The 22,519-nt window shown below is 46.1% G+C and carries 22 protein-coding genes; 17 read left to right on the top strand and 5 right to left on the bottom strand.

Annotation, left to right across the window (positions count from 1 at the left end; genetic code table 11):
* Positions 1 to 21: 21 nt before the first annotated feature.
* A complete protein-coding gene (gene rsmG / locus ACKTT1_RS10515; RefSeq protein WP_412709532.1) occupies positions 22 to 750 on the bottom strand; it encodes a 16S rRNA (guanine(527)-N(7))-methyltransferase RsmG in 729 nt (242 codons plus the stop codon).
* Between the two features lie 565 nt (positions 751 to 1,315).
* On the opposite strand from rsmG, the gene ACKTT1_RS10510 reads away from it, so the two are divergent.
* The 9 genes from ACKTT1_RS10510 (at position 1,316) to ACKTT1_RS10470 (ending at position 11,383) form a co-directional block, all read left to right on the top strand.
* Entirely contained in the window at positions 1,316 to 2,110 is a 795-nt protein-coding gene (locus ACKTT1_RS10510; protein WP_412709531.1) for a tRNA (adenine-N1)-methyltransferase, read from the top strand.
* A 68-nt stretch (positions 2,111 to 2,178) separates the two neighbouring features.
* Entirely contained in the window at positions 2,179 to 3,516 is a 1,338-nt protein-coding gene (locus tag ACKTT1_RS10505; protein ID WP_412709530.1) for an asparagine synthase-related protein, read from the top strand.
* A 192-nt stretch (positions 3,517 to 3,708) separates the two neighbouring features.
* Complete coding sequence (locus ACKTT1_RS10500) at positions 3,709 to 4,986, top strand: efflux RND transporter periplasmic adaptor subunit (protein ID WP_412709529.1); 1,278 nt, start codon at positions 3,709 to 3,711, stop codon at positions 4,984 to 4,986.
* A 3-nt stretch (positions 4,987 to 4,989) separates the two neighbouring features.
* A complete protein-coding gene (locus ACKTT1_RS10495; RefSeq protein ID WP_412709528.1) occupies positions 4,990 to 5,769 on the top strand; it encodes an ABC transporter ATP-binding protein in 780 nt (259 codons plus the stop codon).
* The gene (locus ACKTT1_RS10490) at positions 5,766 to 6,971 is read left to right on the top strand and encodes an ABC transporter permease (RefSeq protein WP_412709527.1); all 1,206 of its coding nucleotides are present in this window, start codon (positions 5,766 to 5,768) and stop codon (positions 6,969 to 6,971) included. Before ACKTT1_RS10495 ends, ACKTT1_RS10490 begins: the two co-directional genes overlap by 4 nt.
* A 13-nt stretch (positions 6,972 to 6,984) precedes the next feature.
* Positions 6,985 to 8,376 carry a TolC family protein gene (locus tag ACKTT1_RS10485; protein ID WP_412709526.1) on the top strand — a complete coding sequence of 464 codons (1,392 nt, stop codon included), beginning with the start codon at positions 6,985 to 6,987 and terminating at the stop codon, positions 8,374 to 8,376.
* A gap of 27 nt (positions 8,377 to 8,403) precedes the next feature.
* Positions 8,404 to 9,534: a TolC family protein gene (locus ACKTT1_RS10480; RefSeq protein ID WP_412709525.1), complete on the top strand. Its 1,131-nt coding sequence runs from the start codon at positions 8,404 to 8,406 to the stop codon at positions 9,532 to 9,534.
* A 52-nt stretch (positions 9,535 to 9,586) separates the two neighbouring features.
* On the top strand, positions 9,587 to 10,564 hold the full coding sequence (locus ACKTT1_RS10475; RefSeq protein WP_412709524.1) for an aldo/keto reductase: 978 nt from the start codon (positions 9,587 to 9,589) through the stop codon (positions 10,562 to 10,564).
* A gap of 18 nt (positions 10,565 to 10,582) precedes the next feature.
* A complete protein-coding gene (locus ACKTT1_RS10470) occupies positions 10,583 to 11,383 on the top strand; it encodes an aldo/keto reductase (protein WP_412709523.1) in 801 nt (266 codons plus the stop codon).
* Here the strand turns inward: ACKTT1_RS10470 and ACKTT1_RS10465 are convergent.
* Entirely contained in the window at positions 11,372 to 11,839 is a 468-nt protein-coding gene (locus tag ACKTT1_RS10465; RefSeq protein WP_412709522.1) for a SoxR reducing system RseC family protein, read from the bottom strand. The two genes, ACKTT1_RS10470 and ACKTT1_RS10465, sit on opposite strands and share 12 nt — an antisense overlap.
* A 103-nt stretch (positions 11,840 to 11,942) precedes the next feature.
* Here ACKTT1_RS10465 and ACKTT1_RS10460 point away from each other — a divergent pair, with 103 nt between their 5' ends.
* The 6 genes from ACKTT1_RS10460 to ACKTT1_RS10435 are packed head-to-tail and all read left to right on the top strand — an operon-like array spanning position 11,943 to position 17,160.
* Positions 11,943 to 12,386 (top strand): RrF2 family transcriptional regulator, encoded by a 444-nt coding sequence (locus tag ACKTT1_RS10460; RefSeq protein ID WP_412709521.1) that lies wholly within the window; start codon positions 11,943 to 11,945, stop codon positions 12,384 to 12,386.
* Between the two features lie 10 nt (positions 12,387 to 12,396).
* Positions 12,397 to 13,371, top strand: coding sequence for a tRNA 4-thiouridine(8) synthase ThiI (locus ACKTT1_RS10455; protein ID WP_412709520.1), 975 nt, complete (start codon positions 12,397 to 12,399; stop codon positions 13,369 to 13,371).
* Positions 13,372 to 13,403: 32 nt separating this feature from the next.
* Positions 13,404 to 14,315: a cysteine synthase A gene (gene cysK, locus ACKTT1_RS10450; RefSeq protein ID WP_412709519.1), complete on the top strand. Its 912-nt coding sequence runs from the start codon at positions 13,404 to 13,406 to the stop codon at positions 14,313 to 14,315.
* A 15-nt stretch (positions 14,316 to 14,330) separates the two neighbouring features.
* Positions 14,331 to 15,458: a tRNA 2-thiouridine(34) synthase MnmA gene (mnmA, locus tag ACKTT1_RS10445; protein ID WP_412709518.1), complete on the top strand. Its 1,128-nt coding sequence runs from the start codon at positions 14,331 to 14,333 to the stop codon at positions 15,456 to 15,458.
* Positions 15,391 to 16,299, top strand: a complete 909-nt coding sequence (gene nadA, locus ACKTT1_RS10440) for a quinolinate synthase NadA (protein WP_412709517.1) — start codon at positions 15,391 to 15,393, stop codon at positions 16,297 to 16,299. Before mnmA ends, nadA begins: the two co-directional genes overlap by 68 nt.
* Before the next feature lie 24 nt (positions 16,300 to 16,323).
* Positions 16,324 to 17,160: a GGDEF domain-containing protein gene (locus ACKTT1_RS10435; RefSeq protein ID WP_412709516.1), complete on the top strand. Its 837-nt coding sequence runs from the start codon at positions 16,324 to 16,326 to the stop codon at positions 17,158 to 17,160.
* Positions 17,161 to 17,171: 11 nt separating this feature from the next.
* Here ACKTT1_RS10435 and ACKTT1_RS10430 read toward each other — a convergent pair whose 3' ends face one another.
* Both ACKTT1_RS10430 and rd read right to left on the bottom strand, forming a co-directional pair.
* Positions 17,172 to 17,543 carry a DUF3221 domain-containing protein gene (locus tag ACKTT1_RS10430; protein WP_412709515.1) on the bottom strand — a complete coding sequence of 124 codons (372 nt, stop codon included), beginning with the start codon at positions 17,541 to 17,543 and terminating at the stop codon, positions 17,172 to 17,174.
* Positions 17,544 to 17,547: 4 nt separating this feature from the next.
* Positions 17,548 to 17,706 carry a rubredoxin gene (gene rd, locus ACKTT1_RS10425; RefSeq protein WP_369018413.1) on the bottom strand — a complete coding sequence of 53 codons (159 nt, stop codon included), beginning with the start codon at positions 17,704 to 17,706 and terminating at the stop codon, positions 17,548 to 17,550.
* A 180-nt stretch (positions 17,707 to 17,886) separates the two neighbouring features.
* Here rd and ACKTT1_RS10420 point away from each other — a divergent pair, with 180 nt between their 5' ends.
* Positions 17,887 to 18,936: a bis-aminopropyl spermidine synthase family protein gene (locus tag ACKTT1_RS10420; protein ID WP_412709514.1), complete on the top strand. Its 1,050-nt coding sequence runs from the start codon at positions 17,887 to 17,889 to the stop codon at positions 18,934 to 18,936.
* Between the two features lie 298 nt (positions 18,937 to 19,234).
* Complete coding sequence (locus ACKTT1_RS10415; RefSeq protein WP_412709513.1) at positions 19,235 to 20,959, top strand: S-layer homology domain-containing protein; 1,725 nt, start codon at positions 19,235 to 19,237, stop codon at positions 20,957 to 20,959.
* 316 nt (positions 20,960 to 21,275) lie between these two features.
* Here ACKTT1_RS10415 and ACKTT1_RS10410 read toward each other — a convergent pair whose 3' ends face one another.
* The gene (locus tag ACKTT1_RS10410; protein WP_412709512.1) at positions 21,276 to 22,508 is read right to left on the bottom strand and encodes a homocitrate synthase; all 1,233 of its coding nucleotides are present in this window, start codon (positions 22,506 to 22,508) and stop codon (positions 21,276 to 21,278) included.
* Between the last annotated feature and the right edge of the window lie 11 nt (positions 22,509 to 22,519).

Genomic DNA, 22,519 nt, shown 5'->3' with positions numbered 1-22,519 from the left:
TTCCACGTGGAACAAGTTATTTCAAGAAAGTGGTTTTTTCTGGGGAAGACCAGCTTTACGAGGCAAGTGGGAAGGCGTAGGCATGCATTTTTCTATTTCGATTAGATAATTTTTTCTGTCTGTCCAGGGCACATCTATCTCCCAGATTTTTCTGGCTTTACATCCCAGGATTTTAAGAGCCCCTTCTGCGTCTTTTAGTTCCTGGAAGTAGCGAAGTCCCTTGTAAAAAAAGGCTGATTTGCCAGTTTTCAGGAAAGGGATGGTTATTTCCAGTGCGACATTCAAGGGGGCTAAAGCTTTGCTCAATACGGTATCAAAATTTTCTCGCAGAGATTTTTCTCTGGCGGCATCTTCAGCTCGGGCACATATCACACTGACATTGCTCAGATTTAGTTTAGCAATCACCTCTTCCAGGAACAGGCATTTTTTGCTTTTGCTCTCAAGAAGTACAAAGTGGGTTGCAGGTCTGAAAATGGCCAGAGGAATACCTGGAATACCACCACCACTTCCAACATCTATAGCTTTGTCCAGCTGGGATTTCGCGAAGGATTCCACAGTGAGAAGAGTTAGCGAATCAATAACCAGATTGACCAGTATAGCTTCTCTGTTTTTATGTGCCGAAAGGTTGAGGTTTTGGTTAACCAGATGGAAATGTTCTACGAATTCCACGGTCCTATCTATTGCTTCTTTCTCTGCGGGGACTTTTAAAATTTTCAATGCTTCAACAAGAATTTTTCTACCCTTTTGCACAACTTATCCACAATTTTTATTCAGAGTATTTTGAACTGCAATTACTCTACAATAACAAAAGTACTATGGCAAGAATGTTCTTCAAACCTATATGAGATAGGCCTTCTGAAGCACCGATTTCTATCTTTAGCGAAGGGTTATTTCCGTGCCCTGGGCCTCGTCTCATTTACTCCACAAGTTATCCACAGGAAAAACGTAGCATTGAAATTCTGAGTCGAAGTTAAAGAAATTAATAGGCACGAAAAGGTTGCGTTAAATGTTTACGCAATCCCACCACTTTTCTCTTTCTGGAACAAAAACTAAAACAGCTTTGCAATGCTTTTTATTGAAAGGGCAAGTTCTTGATTTTGGTAAACAAGGTTCAGACCTGGTAGGGATAATTTTCCGACATCTAAAGCATCATCTGGTAGAATAAAATCCTGCTTTCAGGTGGTTTGTTTGAACTGGGTGGTTGTTAATACTTGTCAGAGGTTGGTAGTCAGAGGAAAGACGCGAGTGTGTGTTCCACGTGGAACAAGAAGTGGTGTTTCGAAGATGAGAACAGATTCTCAATGTTTTAAAGAGATTGGAGGGAGAATACGAAGTGTGCATTCGAGAAGGTGAAAGAGTGTACCTCCTTTTAGAAGATGGGAAGGATTACCTGATACGCGTTGAGAAAGACAAGGTTTTCGGCACTCACCTGGGAGGGATAGCTTTCAACGAAATTATTGGCAAAAGGTTTGGAGAGCTGGTGCTTACTACTTCTGGCAGAAAAGCTTTTTTGCTCCAACCTGGCATCGTCGATAACCTGTTTCACATGAAGCGTCGGACCCAGATTGTTTACCCTAAAGACCTGGGTTTCATCGTGCTCATGCTCGACGTGAAAGAGGGAGATCGAGTAATCGATGTAGGATTAGGAAGTGGTGCGATGTGCGGAGCGCTGGCCAGGCTGGTGGGCGATAGGGGTAAAGTTTATGCTTACGAAAGGCGCGAGGAGTTTATCAAGGTTGCAGTGGAAAATCTTAGCATCTGGGGTGTTCTGGAGCGGGTGGAAATTAAAAATAAAGATATTAAAGATGGTTTTGAAGAGGAAAACATCGATGCTCTCTTTCTGGATGTTCCGCAACCCTGGGACTATCTGGAAGTTTGTTGGAGAGCGCTTCGAGGGGGCGGTAGAATTGGTATTGTTTCTCCGACTACTCCTCAAGTAGTAGCCGTACTTGAAAAATTGAAAACACTACCCTTTATACAGGTGGAAGTTTGGGAAAGCCTCTTCAGGAAGTACAAACCCAATCCAATAGCTTTCAGGCCTTACGATAGAATGGTTGCTCACACTACCTACATGATTTTTGCTCGCAAGGTGTTTTCAGAGAATCCCTAATTTTGTCTTTTCTGCTATATTATGTTAAATTTAATTGGGCCAATTTTAGATAAGAAGGAGGTAGAGAGGTGGCTGGTATTGCAGGTATTTTTGCATCAAATCAGCATGAAAAGGTAGAACAAATGCTTGACCTCATTGGGTATCGTGGTCCGGCTGGTAGAAAAGTGGTTGCATTGCCAGGAGCTACTCTGGGAGTGGTTTACAATACCGTGCAGAAGGAAGCGCGGGAGATTCTTGAAAAAGAAAATAAAGCAATTGATTGGAGAGGACCAGATCAGTTTGCCGTTGCTGCACTTGAGGATGGCTCACCACTTCTTGAGCGTGACTTTCTGGGGGTAGCTCCCCTTTATTATGCTTATGATGCCCGAGGTAACCTCTGCTTTGCGTCCGAGTTCAAAGCTCTGCGCCAGCTGAGTGACGAGGTTAAAGAACTGCCTTGTGGTAGCCGTTTTGAGAAAGGAGAAATCAAAAGTTATTTTGAACTTGAAGAAAAACCTTTTCTCAAGAGTGACGCTAAAGAGATATCTGGAAAATTGCGCACGCTTCTTGAGGATTCAATTGCTAAAAGACTTGGTGGTGTAAGAGAGGCTGGTTCCTGGCTTTCGGGAGGGCTTGATTCAAGCACTATAGCTGCCTTACTCAGCAATACAGTGGATAAACTTTATACTTTTGCAGCAGGTTTTCCCGGTGCTGAAGACCTTGAATATGCCAGGGTGGTGGCTGAGCACATTGGTTCTCAACATCAGGAAGTGGTTATCACTCTTGAAGACGCGATTAAAATTTTACCCGAAGTGATTTATCACCTTGAATCCTTCGATGCTCTTCTGGTGCGCTCCAGCATAACCAACTACGCGGTGTCAAAGGTAGTGGCTGAACATGTCCCTGTGGTTTTCTCAGGAGAAGGAGGAGACGAGCTTTTTGCAGGCTACGATTATCTTAAAAATATTCCTAAGGAAGGATTGACTACTGAGCTTATCGACATTACTGCCCGACTTCACAACACTGCTTTGCAAAGGGTAGACCGCAGCGCTGCGGCTCACGGACTGCTGGTCCATGTTCCTTTTGTTGACCGGGACGTAGTTTCCTTTGCGCTTTCTATTCCTCCTGAATACAAAATCAATGACGGGGTAGAAAAGTGGATTTTGAGAAAAGCGGTGGAAGATGCACTGCCAGATAAGGTGCTCTGGCGCAGAAAAGCCAAATTCTGGCAGGGAGCTGGTGTAGAAGAACTTATTGCCAATTACGCTGAAGAAAGAATAACCGATTCGGACTTTGTAAGAGAGCGAAACTTGCCCAATGGCTGGGTTCTCCGAAGTAAAGAAGAGCTTTTCTATTACCGAATTTTTAAAGAACATTTTGGTGAAAGGATGGACCTTGACTGGATGGGGAGAAGTAAACTGGTTTAGTTTTTTGTGTTTCGCTATTGGACTGTTGGTTTTCGATCAGGGGCTCTGCTTTGGCAGAGCCCCTTCTTTTTTGGACGTTCAAATTTTGTTTACAAATTGTTAAAAATTGCATCATAATTGGTGAATAGAATAGAACTTGTTTGAAAAGCGAAAATTGCAGGTAGCAAGGAAACAAGGTGGGAGGCATTCTTGATGTCAAAAAAAGTTAAGGTTCCTATTATCATTACAGTGATTATTCTGGCGATTCTCCTTATCACCTTCCGCTTTTTGAAAGATAAGGAAAGTCCGGAGGTTGTGAGCCAGGAATTGCCTACCGTGAAAGTGGAACGGGGTTCCATTGAAGAAGTGGTTTCAGAATTGGGTACTCTGGAACCCTGGGATGAAATAGAGCTGACACCTGAGACAGGTGGTGAGGTAGCCCAGATTCTGGTTGAAGTGGGTCAGAGGGTTAAAAAAGGCGACCCGCTGCTGGTTTTTGACACTTCAGATTTGGAAATTTCTTTGAAGAAAGCGCAGGCTCAGTACAAAGCCGCGCAGGCCGAGTTGGAAAAAGCACTTAAAAAACCCGAAGAAGTAGAATTGAAGCAAGCAGAAGCCGCCTATCAACAGGCTCTGGTCGCTTACGAGGAAGCAAAAGATACTTACGAGAAGAATCAAAAGTTGTTTGACACTGGTGCCATTTCTCTGGAGACCTTGAAAGAGAGCGAGCGTAACCTTCGGCTTGCCGAAGCCAATCTGGAGGTAGCCAAGGCCGAGCTTGCGGATATCAGGGAGGGTACTTCTCCTGAAGACATTGCCATATTGCAATCTCAACTGGAACAAATCCAAACCGATATCGAGGTTATCGAAAAAGATATCCAGGATGCTACTGTGGTAGCGCCCATTGAGAGCACAATTCTCTCCATTGAGATAGAAGAAGGAGAAAGAGCAACTGATGAAACGGTGCTCATGGTTTTGGGTAACGTTTCCCTGATGCGGGCGGTAACCTACATTAACGAAGTAGATATTCCTAAGGTGAAAATTGGCCAAAAAGTGCGTATTTCAGTTGATGCTTTTCCTGACCAAACCTTTTGGGGAGAGGTTACTGAAATTGGTTTGAATGGGGTGGTTCAGGAAAACGTGGTTACTTATCCGGTGAAGATTAAGATACCCAATCCCGAGGGCCTGCTTTTTTCAGGGATGACTGTTGAGGCAGATATTATTATCGAGGCGCACCAAGACACTCTGCTTTTGCCGACTGAAGCGGTGGAAGAAAGAGATGGTGAATATCTGGTTTTTGTGATGGGCGAAGATGGGAAGCCTCAACCCAGGAAGGTTAAGGTGGGCTTACAAAACGAATCCCGGGTAGAGATAGTCGAGGGCTTGCAGGAAGGAGATGAGGTCTTACTGGGAGTTTCTGGAATGGTTAGCCCGAGCGCAGGTGGAGAGAGACCTCGGATGTTCATCGGAGGCCCTCCACCAGGGAGGTAGAATATGGGTAAACCAGGTAGTGAGGTTCTTATCAGGGTAGAAGATCTGGTCAAGATTTACCGTACGGGTTCGGTAGAAGTCCCTGCCTTGCGGGGTGTGAGTTTTACCATTGAGAGAGGAGAATTCGTGGCTGTGATGGGTCCTTCGGGTTCTGGAAAGTCTACCCTACTGAATATTCTGGGCTGCCTGGATACACCAACCAGTGGGGCCTATTTCTTAGAAGGGAAGGATGTTTCGAGGTTGAAGGAAAATGCGCTGGCTCGGGTGAGGAATCAAAAAATAGGTTTTGTTTTTCAGAACTTTAACCTGCTACCGCGCTACACCGCTTTCCAAAATGTCGAGCTTCCCCTTATTTATGCTGGAGTGCCACGCAGGGAACGCAGAAAACGTGTAGAGGAAGTGCTTCAAGCGGTAGGGCTTGGCGACCGCATGGATCATCGTCCCAATCAGCTATCAGGTGGTCAAGCACAACGGGTAGCTATTGCCCGGGCTCTGGTCAACAATCCTTCTCTAATACTTGCTGATGAGCCCACCGGTAATCTGGATTCTCGCTCCAGTGAAGAGATAATGGCCATTTTACAAAAGCTTAATCAGGAAGGTAGAACCATTGTACTGGTAACTCATGAGCGGGACATTGCCCTGCATGCAAGGCGTATTCTGCACTTTTTGGATGGTAAGCTCTTTAAAAACGAAGAAGTGGATAATCCCATCCAGGCTAATATCCGCCTGAGCGAGTCGGGGGAAGAACTTTTCAAAGAAAAGGGGGTCAAGGAACTCCTTTGAATCTCTCTGAAAGTTTGCGGACGGCTATTTTAAGTATTCTCTCCAATAAGTTGCGTTCCTTTTTGACCATGCTGGGAGTGGTTATCGGTGTGGCTGCGGTTGTAGCCATGCTGGGGCTTGGCGAGGGAATGCGGGAACAGATTATTGCTCAGATTGGTGCTCTGGGTTCTAACCAGGTAACAGTTGTTCCCGGCACGGTACGGCAGCGCCCCGGCATGCCCTTTGCCCGCCCGGGAGAGAAGCTGATCGACTGGCAAGAATTTAAGGAACTGGAAGCCAGAAAAATCCCCCAGATTGAATATTTGGTTGCTCAGAATACCACGAATCTGGTCATAACCTATAAAGGAACGAGTACCCGGGGCAGGGTGGTCTGCACTACCACTGGTTATCCCGAAGTGTATAACTTTCAAATTGAACGGGGCAGGTTTTTTAATGAAAGAGAACTAATAGAGAGAAGCCGAGTGGCAGTACTGGGTAAAACCATGGCAGAAGAACTTTTTGGTAGCGAGAACCCCTTGGGCAAAAAAATACGCATAGGCAGGGTTATTTTTGAGGTGATAGGAGTTACTGGCGAAAAGAAACTGATGGGCCAGGATTACGGTAATCAGGTAATGATACCCCTCACCACCGCTCAGACCAGACTAACTGGTTCCCGGGATATTCAGTTGATTACTGCTAAAGCAAGAAGTGAAGAAGACCTGGACTTGGTAGCTCAGTTTCTGGAGGGATTTTTCACTCGCAAGCTTGAAGACCCTGATAAGTTTTCCATTCTCAACCAGCAGGATATTCTGGAAACCATTCAGCAGGTTACCGGAACCATAACTCTCTTTCTGGGTGCCATTGCTGGCATTTCGCTTCTCGTGGGGGGTATTGGCATCATGAATATCATGCTGGTATCGGTAACCGAGCGGACCAGGGAAATTGGCCTGCGCAAGGCCATAGGAGCTAAACCTGCGGATATTCTGCTGCAGTTTGTTATAGAATCCTCGATTTTGAGTTTTCTGGGAGGTGGCATAGGCGTTCTCCTGGGTTTGCTGGGAGCGGATTTTACCTCTCGTTTTTCCCAGTTTCAGCCTCAGGTTTCTCTGAGCGTGGCTTTGCTTGCTCTTTCCATTTCAGCTGGGGTAGGGCTTTTCTTTGGTATTTATCCGGCAAGAAGGGCGAGTAAGCTTAATCCTATAGCTGCTTTACGCTATGAGTAAGGAGGCCTGAAGAATGTTTGGCTTGAAAAAAGCTTTTTGGATAGCTTTGTTTTCCGGAATATCAATTTTATCTATCTCTTGCTTTTCCTGGTCTCAAGAATTGCTCACTCTTGAAGAAGCGGTTAATAAAGCGGTTTTACATACCAAAGAAGTGCTTAACGCTCAGGATAGGTACCAGATCGCCCAGCTGGATTTGGAAATTAGCAAATCTACTGACTTTTCTCCTATGGTGAATATAGAGGGTTTTGTTCCTTTGTATGGAGATACTCAAAGCAACATCGCTCTGACCATGAGCGATACCATCTACCTTAAGAAAGCTTCAAAGGAAGAACGCCTGGCTCAGCTTGCTTTGCAAGGTGCACAGGACGATCTTATCAAAGCCCAGGAGGAAGCGAAGCTTCAAACCATCTCCAAGTACTGCTCGCTTCTTCAAGCGCAGGAAGATCTGCGAGTTATTCAGAAGAACCTGGAACTGGCGCGGAAACTTTATGAGGATGGGAAACTGCGCTTTGAACAGGGCAATGCTTCCCTTTCTTCTTTACTGGAACTTGAAAAAGAGGTGAAAGAAAAAGAGGCTCTTCTTGTTCAGCAGGAAAAATATATTGCTTCGCTTACTCAGGAACTTAACTTGTTACTGGGTAACCCTCTCAATGCGTCTTTTCAGCTTGCTCCTTTGCCAGATTTTGAGGCCCTTCCTCATCCTGAGCTTGAGGAGGTGATTGACTCAAAGCTTGAGGTCAGTCCTGAGAAGAAGTCGTTGCTTCGGGAAAAGGAATCTTATCAGATAGAGCTTGAGGAGCTTGCCAAACAAAAGAAGGTGGGCATTTCTCTTTTTGCTGACTATCAAGGAGAAAACGCCGGTTTTAATGCTTCTTTAAACTGGCCTGATTGGACTCTGGAGTATCAACTGCAACTTGGCTCCAGCGTGCAGAATTTTTTTCAGGGGGTAGGAAGCGGTACTTCTTTGAGTGAAGACGGAAGCTGGACGATTGGAGTTGAATTTTCCTTTCCTCTTTTTGATGGTGGTGTGGTTGAGAAAAAGGAAGAACAAGTTCGTCTTAACCTGGGTATGCTGGAGAGAAATCTCGAGGTGTGGGAGAAAGAAGCTTTACTTACGGTGGATACCCAATACCAGAGCTTCGTTCAGGCTGAGAATGAGTTCCTTCTTTCCAGGATTTCGTTGGAGAACGCCGAAGGTACCTATCAGATTCTTAAGAAGCAGTTCGAACTTGGTGCCATAACTGATCGGGAGCTTCTTCAGGGGGAGGTACAGCTTGCGGGAGCGCAGAGTGATTATCAGAAAAACAAAGTCGATTATTTTTTGAACTGGATTCAACTTTTGGCTCAGAGCGAAAAGCCTCTGGATATAGTGCATGTTATGGAGCAGCTTAAGCTTGCTCGCTAAAAAATTTGAAGGAGGAGGTTGGAAAGCTTGAAGAAAGTTCTATTTGTTACAAGCTTGCTGGTTTTGGGGATATTGTTTTTTTCTCTGGCTGGTGCGCAGGAAAAACTGTCCTCGCTTTCTCTTGAAGACGCTATCAAGAAAGGGCTTGAGGAGGGTAAAGATGCTGCGCTCTACCGTGTTCAACTACAGGTTGCCCATAATGAGTACCAGAAAGCTATGGCTGATCTCTTATTGAATCCTTCCGTGATTTCCAAATTGTCAGCCGAAAATTCCTGGAAGTGGGCACAAAGGGAAGTAGAAATTAACCTGAGTGAGCTGGCACTTTCCATTGAAGAGGCTTATTACAACGTTTTGAGAGCAGAACAGGCCTTGCGTTTGGCTCAAAGTGGTGCAGAGAGGGCTAAAAAGCAGCTCGACGATATTCAAATTCGTTTTTCGCTGGGAATGGTAGCTGAAATAGACCTCTTGCAGGCTCAGCTGGAAGCAGAACAAGCCGAACAAGAAATCAATAACGCTTCACGCGACCTGGAGCTGGCCTGGCAAAATTTGAACAGCCTTATTGCCGTTAATCCGGGGACGCGTTTTGAATTAACCAGTGCTCTCAGTTTTTCCCCCGTGGAAATAGATTTTGAAAAGTCTCTGAATTATGCTCTTTCTCATCGTCTGGAAATTCAACAGGCCGAAGATAACCTCAAGCTGGCAGAGAAGAAAGTCGAGGTGAGTAACACCCCTTATACTCCCTCTCTTGATAAAGAAGCTGCTCAGCTTGAAAAAGAGCAACGTTCAATACAACTTGCCAAAACCCGGGAAAGTATAGAGCTTGAAATTAGAGAGGCCTATTTCACTTTGAAAAACGCTGAAGAACAGGTTCCCCTCCGGGAGAAAGCATTGCAGGTAGCCAGAGAAAACCTGAATATTGCCCAGGCTCGTTTCGAAAATGGAGCAATAACCACTCTGGACTTGCTGGAAGCGCAATACAACCTCTACCAGGCGGAAATTTCTTATCTTCAGTCTATTTATGATTACAACGTGTCTTTAGCCCGCTTTTTTACCAAACTCGGTTTAAGTTTTGACGAGCGTACTACTTTCCTTCAGAGTTCGGCATCTCCTACCCAGGAAGAAGATGCCTCAAAAACTTCTGAAACTCCTGCTTCTTGACAAGATGTGCTATTCTCAAAGTGAGCTTTAGACCAGAAAGGAGGCATTGTGAATGCGAACCAGGAAGCTGGGGTGGACAGACCTTGAGCTGAGTGTCATTGGTCTTGGGACCTGGGCGATAGGTGGGGGTGGCTGGAAGTTTGGCTGGGGTCCTCAGGATGACGAAGCTTCTATAAAAACTATCTGGAAAGCACTGGATGCAGGAATTAACTGGATCGATACAGCAGCAGTTTACGGTCTGGGTCATTCTGAAGAAGTGGTGGGGAAAGCCATAAAGAGTTTGTCTCAAAAACCGATAATTGCTACCAAGTGTGGTCTTACCTGGAATGAAAAAGGTGAAATTATAAACTGTTTGAAAAAGGAAAGCGTGAAGAGGGAAGCCGAAAACAGCTTGAAACGCCTCCAGGTAGAGGTTATCGATCTTTACCAAATTCACTGGCCCATTCCCGATGAGCAAATCGAGGAAGGTTGGGAGGCAATATCCGAACTTATTGAAGAAGGAAAAGTTCGCTACGGTGGGGTTTCCAATTTTAGCGTTTCTCAAATGCAGCGGGTCCAAAAAATTCGTCCTATAGCTTCGCTCCAGCCTCCCTACAGTATGTTCCGCAGAGAAATAGAAAAGGAAATTCTTCCTTTCTGTGCTTCCAACGATATCGGAGTTATTGTTTACAGCCCCATGCAAAAGGGCCTTTTGACTGGGAAAGTAAATCCTGAATGGGTGAGCAAACTCCCGCCTGACGATCATCGTCGTAACGACCCTATGTTTCAGGAGCCTCAGCTCAGCATTAATATGGAGTGTGTAGAAAAGCTTCGGAAAATCGCTGAGAAACATGGTAGAACCCTTTCTCATCTTGCAATTGCCTGGGTTTTACGTCGTGGAGAGGTTACTGCGGCAATAGTCGGAGCAAGGAGTCCGGAGCAAATTGCCGAAACTGCTCTTGCTGGCGATTGGGAACTGGATGAAGCCACCGTTTCTGAAATAGAGAAAATTCTTAAAGAGCGGGAGGAGAGGATTGCTGCTCTGGCTTGAGAAAGGAAGGTGCCGGTTATGGAATACATTCAATTACCTGAAGGCAAAATGCCAGTTATCGGGCTGGGTACCTGGGATTTGCGAGGTGTGCAGTGTGAAAAAGCAGTATTGCAAGCTCTGGAACTCGGGTATCGCCATATAGATACTGCCGAATTTTACGATAATGAGGAATTTATTGGCAAAGCCCTTCGCAGGTCAGGTATTGCCCGTGAAGAGATATTCTTGACCAGCAAAGTATGGTATACGCACCTTCGCTATGCGGAAGTTCTGAAAGCTCTGGATAGGAGCTTGGAAAAACTCCAGACTGACTACCTCGACCTGTACCTCATTCACTGGCCAAATTCGGAAGTGCCTCTTGAGGAAACTTTGCAGGCGATGGCGGAGGCTAAAGAGCAGGGTAAGATTCGCCACATAGGAGTAAGTAATTTTGAAATAGACTTACTTGAAAAGGCAATCAGTATTTCACCTTATCCAGTTGTGAATGACCAGGTAGAATATCATCCTTTGCTTTCTCAAAAGGAGCTGCTTACTTACTGCCAGAACCACCGCATTGCGCTTACCGCTTACTGTCCTCTGGCTCGGGGTAGAGCGGTAAGGGAACCGCTTATCAGGGACATTGCTGCCAAATACGGTAAGACCCCGGCTCAGGTGGTTTTACGGTGGTTGATTCAGCAAAAAATGGTGGTGGCTATTCCCAAGGCAGCGAGCCTGGAACACCAGAAGGAGAACCTGGAAATTTTTGATTTCCAGCTTACCGAAGAGGATATGCAGGCTATATCTGGTCTTGCTCGTGGAGAGCGAGTTGCTTCACGGCTTTAGTTTTTGCTGCTCATTACGGTTTTTAAGCGGGCAGGAAGTGCATACTGATGCAGTGCCCAGCTCTACTATACGGTAAGGGAAGTTGAGTTTCCTGTCCGCTCTTTTAAGGAGTATTGCTATTATTCCCACGCTTAGAAAGGTTCCTGTGTAAGTGAGTGAAGGTATCTTCAAAAAATAATTCAGCAAAGCATAGCTGAGTATTCCGGCAAGAATTGGCAATATGTATATCATGAACGCTGTGCGCAAAAGGAAAAGATCTTCTACCTCCACCATTACCTGGTCTCCGCTTTTGGCTCCAACTGAGTTAATGGCGCACACGGTGTAGAAGTCGTCTTGGGAGTCATCAATCAACGATGAACTAAGCGGGCAATGCTCTTCACCACAAGAGGCCCCTTTTTGCATTTTAACCCAGGCCCTGTTACCTTCCGTCTTGATTACCAGACCTATTTGACGCATTTTAGCCACCGCCCTGTGGTTTGTGCTTGGTGCACTTACTTGACAAATTCTGGATATACCATATAATACCACTAAATCTATTAAATTGGTAGTATTGGGGGGAATGACCATTAAACTTTCTACTCGTTCGCGATACGGTGCAAGGTTAATGCTAAGACTGGCTCTCAACTACGGTAAGGGTCCAGTCTTTTTACGGGATATTGCCCGAGAAGAGGGAGTATCCGAAAAGTACCTTAGTCAACTGGTGATTCCGCTCCGCAGCAGTTCGCTGATTGTATCTTTAAGGGGCTCAAAGGGTGGTTATACACTGGCTCGCTCACCCAGGGAGATCGCTTTAGGAGAAATTGTAGAAGTCTTAGAAGGGGGACTGGACCTGGTTGATTGTGTGCACAATCCCTCTCTTTGTGAGCGGTCGAAGCATTGTGTCACCCGGGATTTATGGGGTGAACTTGAGGAAAGCATTAGAGAAAAACTCTTTTCTACCACTCTTCAGGATTTGGTAGAGAGGTATCTTCAGAAAAAGAATACTCCCACCTACAGCATTTGAGGAAACAAAGATGCGCAAAGCGGTTGGTCTTTTTTCAGGAGGATTGGATAGTACTCTTGCAGCTTTACTGGTTGCCAGACAGGGCATAAAAGTTGTGGGCGTTCATTTTTTGAGCCCTTTCTGGAAGAAAAGTACTCATGTTCTGAAAAACGCTTTGAAATTTGGCTTTGAAGTCCTGGAAGTGGAGTTGCCCGAGGAGTATCTGGAAATCGTTCGCAACCCAGTTTACGGATATGGAAAGAATTGCAATCCCTGCATCGACTGCAAAATTTTTATGCTACGGGAAGCCAGGAAGATAATGGAAAAAGTTGGTGCTTCTTTTGTTTTCACTGGAGAGGTGGTAGGACAGAGGCCTAAATCACAGCTTTTCTGGTCTTTACGGGTTATTGAAAGAGATAGCGGTCTTGAAGGTTTACTACTTCGGCCGCTTTCAGCAAAGCTTTTACCTCCTACCATTCCTGAGCGGGAGGGTTTGGTGGACCGAGAAAAACTCTTGGATATTTATGGTCGAAGCAGGAAAGTCCAATTTAAACTGGCTGAAGAGTGGGGGGTAGAAGATTTTTCCTCTCCAGCAGGAGGATGTTTGTTAACGGATGCTGTTTTTTGTGCTCGTCTTAGAAGGCTAATGCAGGAAAAGACTTTCTTTAGCTTTCAGGACGTGGAGCTTTTGAAGCTGGGAAGGCATTTTGCAATGAGTGATACATTCAGGCTGGTTGTGGGCAGGAACCAGAAAGAAAATCAGAGGATTATGAGTTTCTATGAGGAGGGAGACTTTTTGTTTTTACCGCGAGGAAGCAAGGGTCCAGTCGGTTTAGGTAGGGGAGAACCAAAATCAGGTGATGTACAGCAAGCAGCTGCTTTGGTTGCTCGTTACTGCGATCAAAAAGGAAAAGCTCTTCGTATAAATGTCCTTTCCGATGAGGGCGAATTTTCGCTTCGTGTTTCTGCTCTTTCGGATGAAGTTATTGCTACTTATCGCATTTGAGTTACAGGTAAGTTTTGATTGGAGGGAAAAACGTGAAAATTGCTCAGGATATTACCAGACTCATTGGCAATACGCCGCTTGTTTACCTTTCTAAAATTGGGCGAGGTTTACCTGGGAAATTGGTTGCCAAGCTGGAGTTTTTCAATCCCTGCGGAAGCGTTAAGGACCGCATTGCTGTTTCCATGATTGAAGATGCCGAGCGCAAGGGGCTTATTTCTAAAGATACGGTTATCGTGGAACCCACCAGTGGCAACACGGGAATCGCTCTGGCCTTTGTGTGTGCACAAAGGGGTTACCGCCTTATTTTGACCATGCCTGAAAGTGTTTCGATAGAGAGAAGAAAGATTCTTTCCCGGTTTGGTGCGGAAGTAGTGTTGACTCCTGCAGAAGAAGGTATGAAAGGTGCGGTAAGAAGGGCTGAGGAAATTCTGCACAGTACACCGAGAGCATTCATGCCACAACAGTTCAAAAACCCGGCCAATCCGCGTATTCACAGGGAGACTACAGCACTTGAAATATGGGAAGACACGGAAGGAATGGTGGATATAGTTGTTGCTGGAGTAGGTACCGGAGGCACCATAACCGGTGTAGCCGAGGTTTTGAAAAACAAAAAGCCCTCCCTTAAAGCGGTGGCTGTGGAGCCAAAGCGCTCGGCGGTACTTTCTGGAGGCAAGCCGGGAAGCCATAAAATTCAGGGTATAGGTGCTGGTTTTGTCCCTGAGGTTTTGCGTTTGGAGCTCATTGATGAAATTATTACTGTAGAAGATGAGGACGCTTTTTCCATGTCTCACCTTTTAGCCCGAGAGGAAGGCATTCTGGCCGGAATATCGAGTGGAGCTAATGTCTGGGCTGCTCGAGAGGTTGCTGCTCGAGAAGAAAACAAGGACAAGTTGATCGTGGTTATTATTCCGGATACCGGAGAACGCTATCTTTCCATCTGGTAAGCTGGGGAATATTCAATGTTTTCTGGTGTTGAGCCTGGAAAGAAAGTTTTGGTAGCCATGAGTGGCGGTGTGGATTCTTCGGTAGCTGCTCTTTTACTTAAAAAGCAGGGCTACCAGGTAACAGGAGTTACTCTGCGTCTTCGCTCTCTTAAGGAGAGCCAATTAAGACCCCTTGATGATGGGGCAATAGAAGATGCCGCAAGAGTTTGTAAACATTTGGGAATTCCGCATATGGTTCTGGATTTCTCTTTGCTTTTTAGAGAAAGAGTGATTGCACCCTTTCTTGAAGAATACCGCAGAGGGCGCACTCCTAACCCTTGTATCATGTGTAATCGCTTCATCAAATTTGGTAAACTTCTGGAGTGGGCTCTGGAAATGGGCTTTGACGCGCTGGCTACAGGTCACTATGCGAGGTTGGTGGAAGAGAAAGGAAATCTGTTTTTAGCTAAGCCTCGAGACCGCACAAAAGACCAGACTTATTTTCTCTATTATTTGCAGCGGGAATCCCTGCCCTATCTGGTTTTTCCGCTGGCTGACTTTACCAAGGAGGAAGTGCGTTGTATTGCCGCAAAGCACTTTTTGCCGGTTGCTCACAAACCACAGAGTCAGGATATATGTTTTGGAGAGTATCAGAGTATGGTTCGTGAAGCTATTGTGGCACGTCCTGGTCCTATCGTCGATCTCGAGGGCAAAGTTCTGGGTAAGCACCGGGGTATACCCTTTTATACCATTGGTCAGCGGAGAGGCCTGGGTGTAAGCTCAACGGAAAGGCTTTATGTGGTGGATATTGTTCCCCAGCGCAATCAAGTTGTAGTAGGTCGGAGGGAAGCATTGCGGGCTGCAGGTCTTGTAGCCAGAGCACTCAACTGGTTTGTTACTGAAATACCTGAGCGGGCTATGGCAAAAATTCGTTACACCCATCCTGAGAAAGCCTGTCGGATAAAATCTTTGAAAAGTGATACCATAGAGGTGCTATTTACGGAACCGGTTGAGATGGTTGCCCCGGGACAGTCAGTGGTGTTTTATGAAGGAGATTTGGTGCTTGGAGGAGGGATTATAGAGGAGGTTATTCGCAATGGAAAAGATAATCCAAAAAATTCAAGAACTCAAGATAAAGAAGAACGCTGTAATACTTGCTCATAATTATCAGCTTCCTGAAGTGCAAGACATTGCTGATTTTACAGGTGATTCCCTGGGCTTGAGTATTCAAGCCAAAGATACCCCGGCCGATATTATCGTTTTTTGCGGGGTTCGCTTTATGGCAGAAACAGCGAAAATCATTTCTCCTCACAAAAAAGTCTTGCTTCCCCGCCGGGAAGCAGGATGTCCTATGGCAGATATGATTGACAGGGAAAGCCTGCTCCGGCTTAAAGAAAAACACCCCGCGGCGAAAGTTCTCTGTTACGTGAACACTTCTGCTGAAGTTAAAGCAGAGTGCGACCTGTGCTGTACTTCAGCGAATGCTCCCCTGGTGGTGGAGAAAGGTCTACAAGCAGCAGAGGAGATAATTTTTGTTCCTGATAAATATCTGGGCTCTTATGTTGCTCGCAAGACGGGGCGTAAGTTTATACTCTGGGATGGGTATTGCCCGGTGCATGTTAAGATACTCCCTCAGCACGTTGAGAAAGCGAAAAAGGAGCACCCTCAGGCTGAAGTACTGGCGCATCCTGAGTGCCGCCCGGAAGTTCTGGAGCTTGCCAATCAGGTGCTCTCTACAGAAGGAATGTGCCGGTATGTGGCTCGCTCTTCTTTAAAAGAATTTATTGTCGCCACCGAAGTAGGGATTCTCCACAGATTGCGCAAAGAAAATCTTCAGAAAGGTTTTTACCCTGCTTTCGAAGGTGCGGTGTGTGAGAACATGAAGCTAACCACTCTGGAAGATGTGCTCCAGGCCCTTGAAGAGGAAAAACACGAAATTACTCTTTCTCAAGAAATTATCGAGAAGGCTTCACAAAGCATTGAGAGGATGCTGCAGCTTAGGTGAAAAAGTGTCCAAGGAGGGATGGTGTTGCTTTCCAAAAGGTTTTGGTGGTGGTCATTTTTAATCCTTGTGGGGTTGGTGATTGCCTGGTTGGTTGCTTTTCCGGTGAAGTCTCCTTCGGACTGGGATGTGGAAGATATTGTGATGGAAGCATCCATTTGGGGAGCAATTTTTCTATCTTTTCTAATTTTCCCTCGCAAGTGGAGTTTGCTACTTTTCTGGGGATGGCTTACTTTTCTTTTTGCCAATACTATAGATCTTCTTGACGAGTTCACTTCAGAGCCCGAGTTTTTTGATACTGTGCTCGAAGGTTTTCTGTGGCTTGCCGGGTGGGTAATAATTACTCTTTCCTTTCGCTGGGAAAATCTCGCCTTAGAAAGAGAAAAAGAGATAGATCCCTTGACCGGTCTTTTGAACCGCTACTTTCTGGAGCAAAGATTTCCCAATATTTTCCAGAAACTTGTAAGTCAGAAATCGACAGTCGCCTTCATCCTGGCGGACCTGGATGGTCTGAAAGAAATTAACGACCGCTTTTCGCATCAGGCAGGAGATTTAATTTTAAAGGGTTTGGGGCAGATTTTCAGAGAAAGTGTGCGTAAAGGAGATTATGTCCTGCGCATTGGAGGAGACGAGTTTCTTTTGATACTGCCTGAGACTGGCCAGAGAGAAGCCGAGGAAGTGATTAAGCGAATTAGAGAAAGATTGAAAATCTGGAATGACTCACTTCCTTTCCCTGTGGATTGCAGCTTCGGGGTCTACATTTTCAATCCTCTTTATGAAACGGTGTCTCTGGAAGAGGCTCTTTACGAAGCCGACCAAAAAATGTATCAAGAAAAAAGGAACAAAAAAAGCTCTTTGCTGTAACGTAAGGGAGGTTATTCCATTATTTCCACCCGCTTTGCATAACCTTGCACCGGGTAAGACTCCATAACTGGACCTTCAAACCACACTCGAACCCGCATTCCCTCTTCAAGGAATAAGCAGGTTGTTTCCTCCACTTCTGCGCCGTTTCGGATAATTACTGTGTTTTCGGTTATTCTGACCCAGGCCAGGCCATGCTGAGGGTTATTGCCTGCTTCTTCTTCGACAAGTATTGAGCAGTGATATGCATCTCCGCCTTCCTGAAAGTCTTCGATGAGCCCCACAATGTCTGGCTGACCCAGAGTTGCAGGGCTCTGACAACCAGCTGCAACCAGGAATACCAGTGTTTGCAAGATAATCAGTATGGTGAATAATTTTCTGGTCAATTCTTCAGGCCTTTTCAAACTGGTCTTTACCTGCACCACATACCGGACATACCCAGTCTTCAGGAAGCTCAGAGAAAGGGGTTCCTGGAGCTACGTTGGAGTCAGGGTCTCCCTTTTCAGGGTCATAGATGTATCCGCAAATTTTGCAGATGTAGCGGTCCACGTCAATCACTCCTTACCATCGATAATTTTAATTTTGTCTATTATACACCTTGGGAATGAGTTGATGAGTTACAAAATTGCAAATTTTTATAAAGCAGGTTACAATGAAAAAAATCACAGTGTACTGGCAAACCAGTGGATTGAAAGCGAACTATCCTGTTAGTGAGAAGGAGTGATACTCGTGAACCGTTACGAAGCACAAATTCTGCGCTCGCTTAAAGAAGGTCCCAAAAGCTTCTGGAGATTACTTGATGAGCAGGATGAGCACATCAAGGGTTTTGCAGAGCGGCTCAAGAGGCTTCTCCAGGAAGAACTGGTTTGCGTGGTAGATGGGAAATTTACCCTTTCTGAAAAAGGTAGAGCGAAGTATGCCGCCTTGAAACCTTACAAGAGTGTAACCTGTCCCAGTTGTCGTGGAGGATACAACCCCTACGCTTTTCGGGAAGCCTTTGCGGAGTATGCAAAGCTGGTTGATGGGAGGCCCCTGCCCAACCTTGACTTTGACCAGGGTTTTATGACCCATGAGGACATTTTTGCCAGGTTGGCTTTCATGTATGAGCGGGGCGACCTGGAAGGTCAGGAAATACTCATCCTGGGCGACGACGACCTTTTCAGCCTTGCTCTGTGTGCCACTGGTTTCCCTAAAAAAGTCACCGTTCTTGAGGTGGATGAGCGCCTGGTTTCTTTTATCCAAAAAAGAGCTCGGGAAAAACAGTTTCCGCTGGAAGCACGCACTTACAATGCTTGTGATGCGTATCCTTTAGAAGAACATGCTTTCGACGTATTTATAACTGATCCTGTAGAGAGTGAAAAAGGATTGAAAGTTACCCTTTCTCGGGGAGCGCAAAGCCTCAAAAAAGGAGGAGCTCTCTATTTTGGGTTAACCACCATTGAATCTTCCTGGAAAAAGTGGTATCTGGTGGAGAAGATGTTGCTTGAGATGAATTTTGCTATTACTGATATTCTACGTCGCTTCAGTTCCTATCCAGACCGGGATAACCAGTTCGATCGCACTTATTATGAGCGTACCATGATGCTACGGCTCCTGGACTTTGAACCCCCGCTTCCAGCTGATGCCGACTGGTTCCGCTCTTCTTTTTTGCGCTGTGAGGCAGTGGAATTGCCGGTTCCTTTGGTTATTGGTAGCGTTGCTTTTGATAAAGACTTTTATCTGGATGAGGAGACCATGGCGACCCCAGGTTTCGAGGTCGAGGATCGCCCCGGCTCCTGAACCAATGACGAAACAGAAAGGCTTGGGAAGGCAAAATTTTATAAAAAATTTTTTGCAGGGTGTAGTCAAATTGTATAAAGTGTCGTATAGTATTATTAGCGAGTTAGGCTTTAGCGCCTCATCTTTCTGGGTGATGAAAGGAGGTGAAAAGGATTCCTGGTAGGCCCGGAAGGAGAGGTGTTGAAAGCGGCTGGATGCACCTGCAAAAGGGAGAGAAGAGGAAACAGGGATACTCTTCGGTTCTCCTTGGCAGGGCAGAAGGCTTAAAAAACCTGAAACTACCAAGGAGGTTTGAACCATGAAGAAGCTCGCATTGGCACTTGTTTTAGTGCTTGCCTTTGCCCTTCCGGCACTGGCAAATCCCTTTGTGGATGTGCCTTTGAACCACTGGGCATATGATGCAGTGCAGAGCCTGGCAGCCAAAGGCGTTATCATCGGTTATCCCGATGGGACCTTTGGTGGTAACCGGGCACTCACTCGTTATGAGTTTGCCCAGGCAATTGCTCGTGCTCTCGGTTACATGGAGCAGTATGTTGACGAAGCAGGTTTTGCTTCTCAGGACGATGTAGCAATGCTCGAGAAACTGGTTCAGGAATTTGCCGATGAGCTGAAGTCTCTGGGTGTCACCGTTGACGACCTCAAGAAGGCTCTGGGTGAAAACAGCCAGGCCATTAAGGCTCTTGAGGATCGGGTGTCTAACCTTGAGAAATACGCAGAACCAGTAAAGGTTACCGGAGAGTTTGACGTTGTGTACACTGCTTATGCACCAGCTGATGCAGCAGCAGGCAAAACCGATGTTTCTCTCTCTGATGAAACCACACTGACCATTGCTGCTGATATTAATGAATACACCACAGCAGGAATTGAGCTTATTATCGACGATACTTTCTCCACTCCAGTTGTTTCTGCAGACAACTTCTACATTGAGTACCAGAAAGACGAATGGTATCTCAAATTTGGAGATATTGGTCTCGATGCAATTGGGCTTGGTCTGGTACTTGGTGAGTATCAGCCCAACGATGATGATTACGATCTGGACTTTGAAGGTTTCAACGTAGTGTACACCCCAGAAGATAGCGACATCGTCTGGAAGCTGATTGGTGCACCTAACGACTGGTACACTCTGCGTGCTGAATGGGAGCAGGTGGGTCTTGGTGTTACTCTGATTCCAGAAAGCACCATGATTTTCGACGCTACTTCTGACCTCATCGTGAGCGCTGATGCCTGGACCGATTTCGACGAAGAGGATGTAAAACTTACCGTGGAAGGTGCCTATGGCGTACTTTCTGGAACCTATGCTGCGGTTGGTGAGCTCTGGTTCAAAGCAAGCGACGATGTGGACTTCACCATTGATGCACACTATGTAACCGCTGGTTTCACTCCAGCAAGCTCCACTGCTTCACCCAGCGATTTCAACGACGATGAAATGGGCTTTGGCGTTGCAGCCGACTTCAACTTGAGCGGCGACGAAGATGAAGACAAGTGGACTCTCTCTGCAGAATACGATTGGGCACAGCAGATTTCCACTGGCACTGTTACCACTAACGATATTGGTGCTACGCTCACCTATGTACCTTCTGATGCTGTAGAGAACGAACAGTTTGTGCTTGACTTTGACTACAGCCTGAACACTGCATCCTTTGTGGTATTCGGCGGATATGAAGACTACGACCTGGAAGTGGAAGATGAAAACGAAGATGCCTACCTGGGTGCACTGGTCCAGTACGACTCGGCAACTTCTCAGCTGGTGGCTGTTGGTCGCTTGACTTACAAGTGGCTTGAAGAGAACACCACTCTCACCATTGAAGGCCGTTACGACAGCGCCTGGACTGCTTCTATGCCGGTCAGCGTCTACGGAGAAGTGGAATGGGCAATGGCTGACAACACCACTTTGACCGTTGGTTACGAGTACCAGACTTGGGGTGCCGATGAAGACTGGCCCGATGACTTTGCAATCGACACCGATCGCGGCATCGTAGACACTGCTGGAACCATCACTGCAGAGCTCGACGTAACCTTCTAACCAGAGCTTGACAAGGGAAAGCCCCGGGTGGTATGCCCGGGGCTTTTTTTATGGGTTTTTTGAGAAAAGGTTTACTTTCTGAATTCGTGAGGTGTTGCAGGACTTTTATAAGTATTACAGGGCTCTAAATAAAAATCAATAATTTTCAAATGCTCACCGTGGCATTGGTAAAGTTAGGACTGATGGTTTTTTATTTTATCTGGAGAGATTTGCGCTTTGCTATCTTTGAATGTGCAAGAAATCCAGGCAGATGAGTGAAAGAAACCCGCCTTTACTTGTTTAAAAGGTTGGGCGGGGAGGGATCCCCGCCTGTTTTTCAGGGTACCAGAGTTAGGATTTGTTTGGCCTGTTTTGGATAGCGAGCGATGAACAGGAGTTCGTCTTCGGTGAGTGGTTTCTGCTTTTCGACGTTGGCAAAGCGCACCAGTTCCAGTATTTCCCGGGCTTCCTCTTCGTCTTTGAATTCCACTTCCAGATTTTCGTACACATTGCGGAACCCCTTGATGCCGCTGTATTCTCCTACCACAATTCGTCTTCCTGTTTCAATGATTTCTGGTTCACCACGACCGAGCTCTTCAAAGTCATAGAGTTCGTAATTTTTGCGGTCTTTCAAGACGCCATCAGCATGGATGCCCGAGGCATGGGCAAAAGCGTTGGCACCAATACCGGGCTGAGTGATAGGAATGGGCACTTTGAAAGCGTAGGATGCGTATTTACAGGTTTTCCAGGCAGCCTTGAGATTGGTGCGGGGATCAAGCTCGTATTTTCCAGAAAGTCCGTTAGCGTATTTTATAGCAAGAAGCACTGAGACCAAGTCAGCGTTGCCTGCCCGTTCGCCGACTCCATTAATGGTAGTATTGATGTAGGCATCGCATCCTGCATCAACCGCTGCTTTAGCTCCACTAACTGAATTGGCTACTGCCATACCCAGGTCATTGTGACAGTGAAGCTCGATAGGCATTTTTACCCGTTCGGCGATATAGCTTATACGCTCATAGATAGTGAAGGGGCTGTCATAACCAAGAGTGTCGCAATAGCGGAAACGCTCGGCACCAGCCTCTTTGGCTGCCAGTGCAAACTCGACCAGATAGTCGAGGTCGGTTCGTGAAGCATCTTCGGCGTTTACTCCTATTCCCTGTGCTCCATGGTCTTTGGCACTTTCTACTGCTTCGGTCATCATTTTAACAATGTCGTCGCGGGTATATTTGCCTTGGAACTTCCCTTCCAGCATTTGGTCAGAGGTGGAGATGGAAAGGTTGAGGTATTTGAGCTTAGGGACCATCTGGTAGGCCAATTCCACGTCGGCTTTTATAGCACGCATCCAGCCACTGAGACGAATGGGATGGATGACACCCATCTCGGCAAGTTCCAGATTGGCATTTAAGTAGTTAGTTTCGTGGCGGGTGGTTGGAAAACCAAATTCGCTCTGAAACACGCCCATTTCGTTGAGGAATATATTGACCATGGTCTTTTCTATTTTGGCAAGGCCCAGATGAGCGGTCTGTACCCCATCGCGATTGGTAACGTCGATGATGTAAATATGTGGCACTATGAACACCT

The sequence above is a fragment of the Atrimonas thermophila genome (genome assembly GCF_045864955.1).
Lineage (GTDB): Bacteria > Atribacterota > Atribacteria > Atribacterales > Thermatribacteraceae > Thermatribacter > Thermatribacter velox.
The sequence above is the reverse complement of the archived record's forward strand: the minus strand, read 5'-3'. Positions and strand labels throughout refer to the sequence as shown.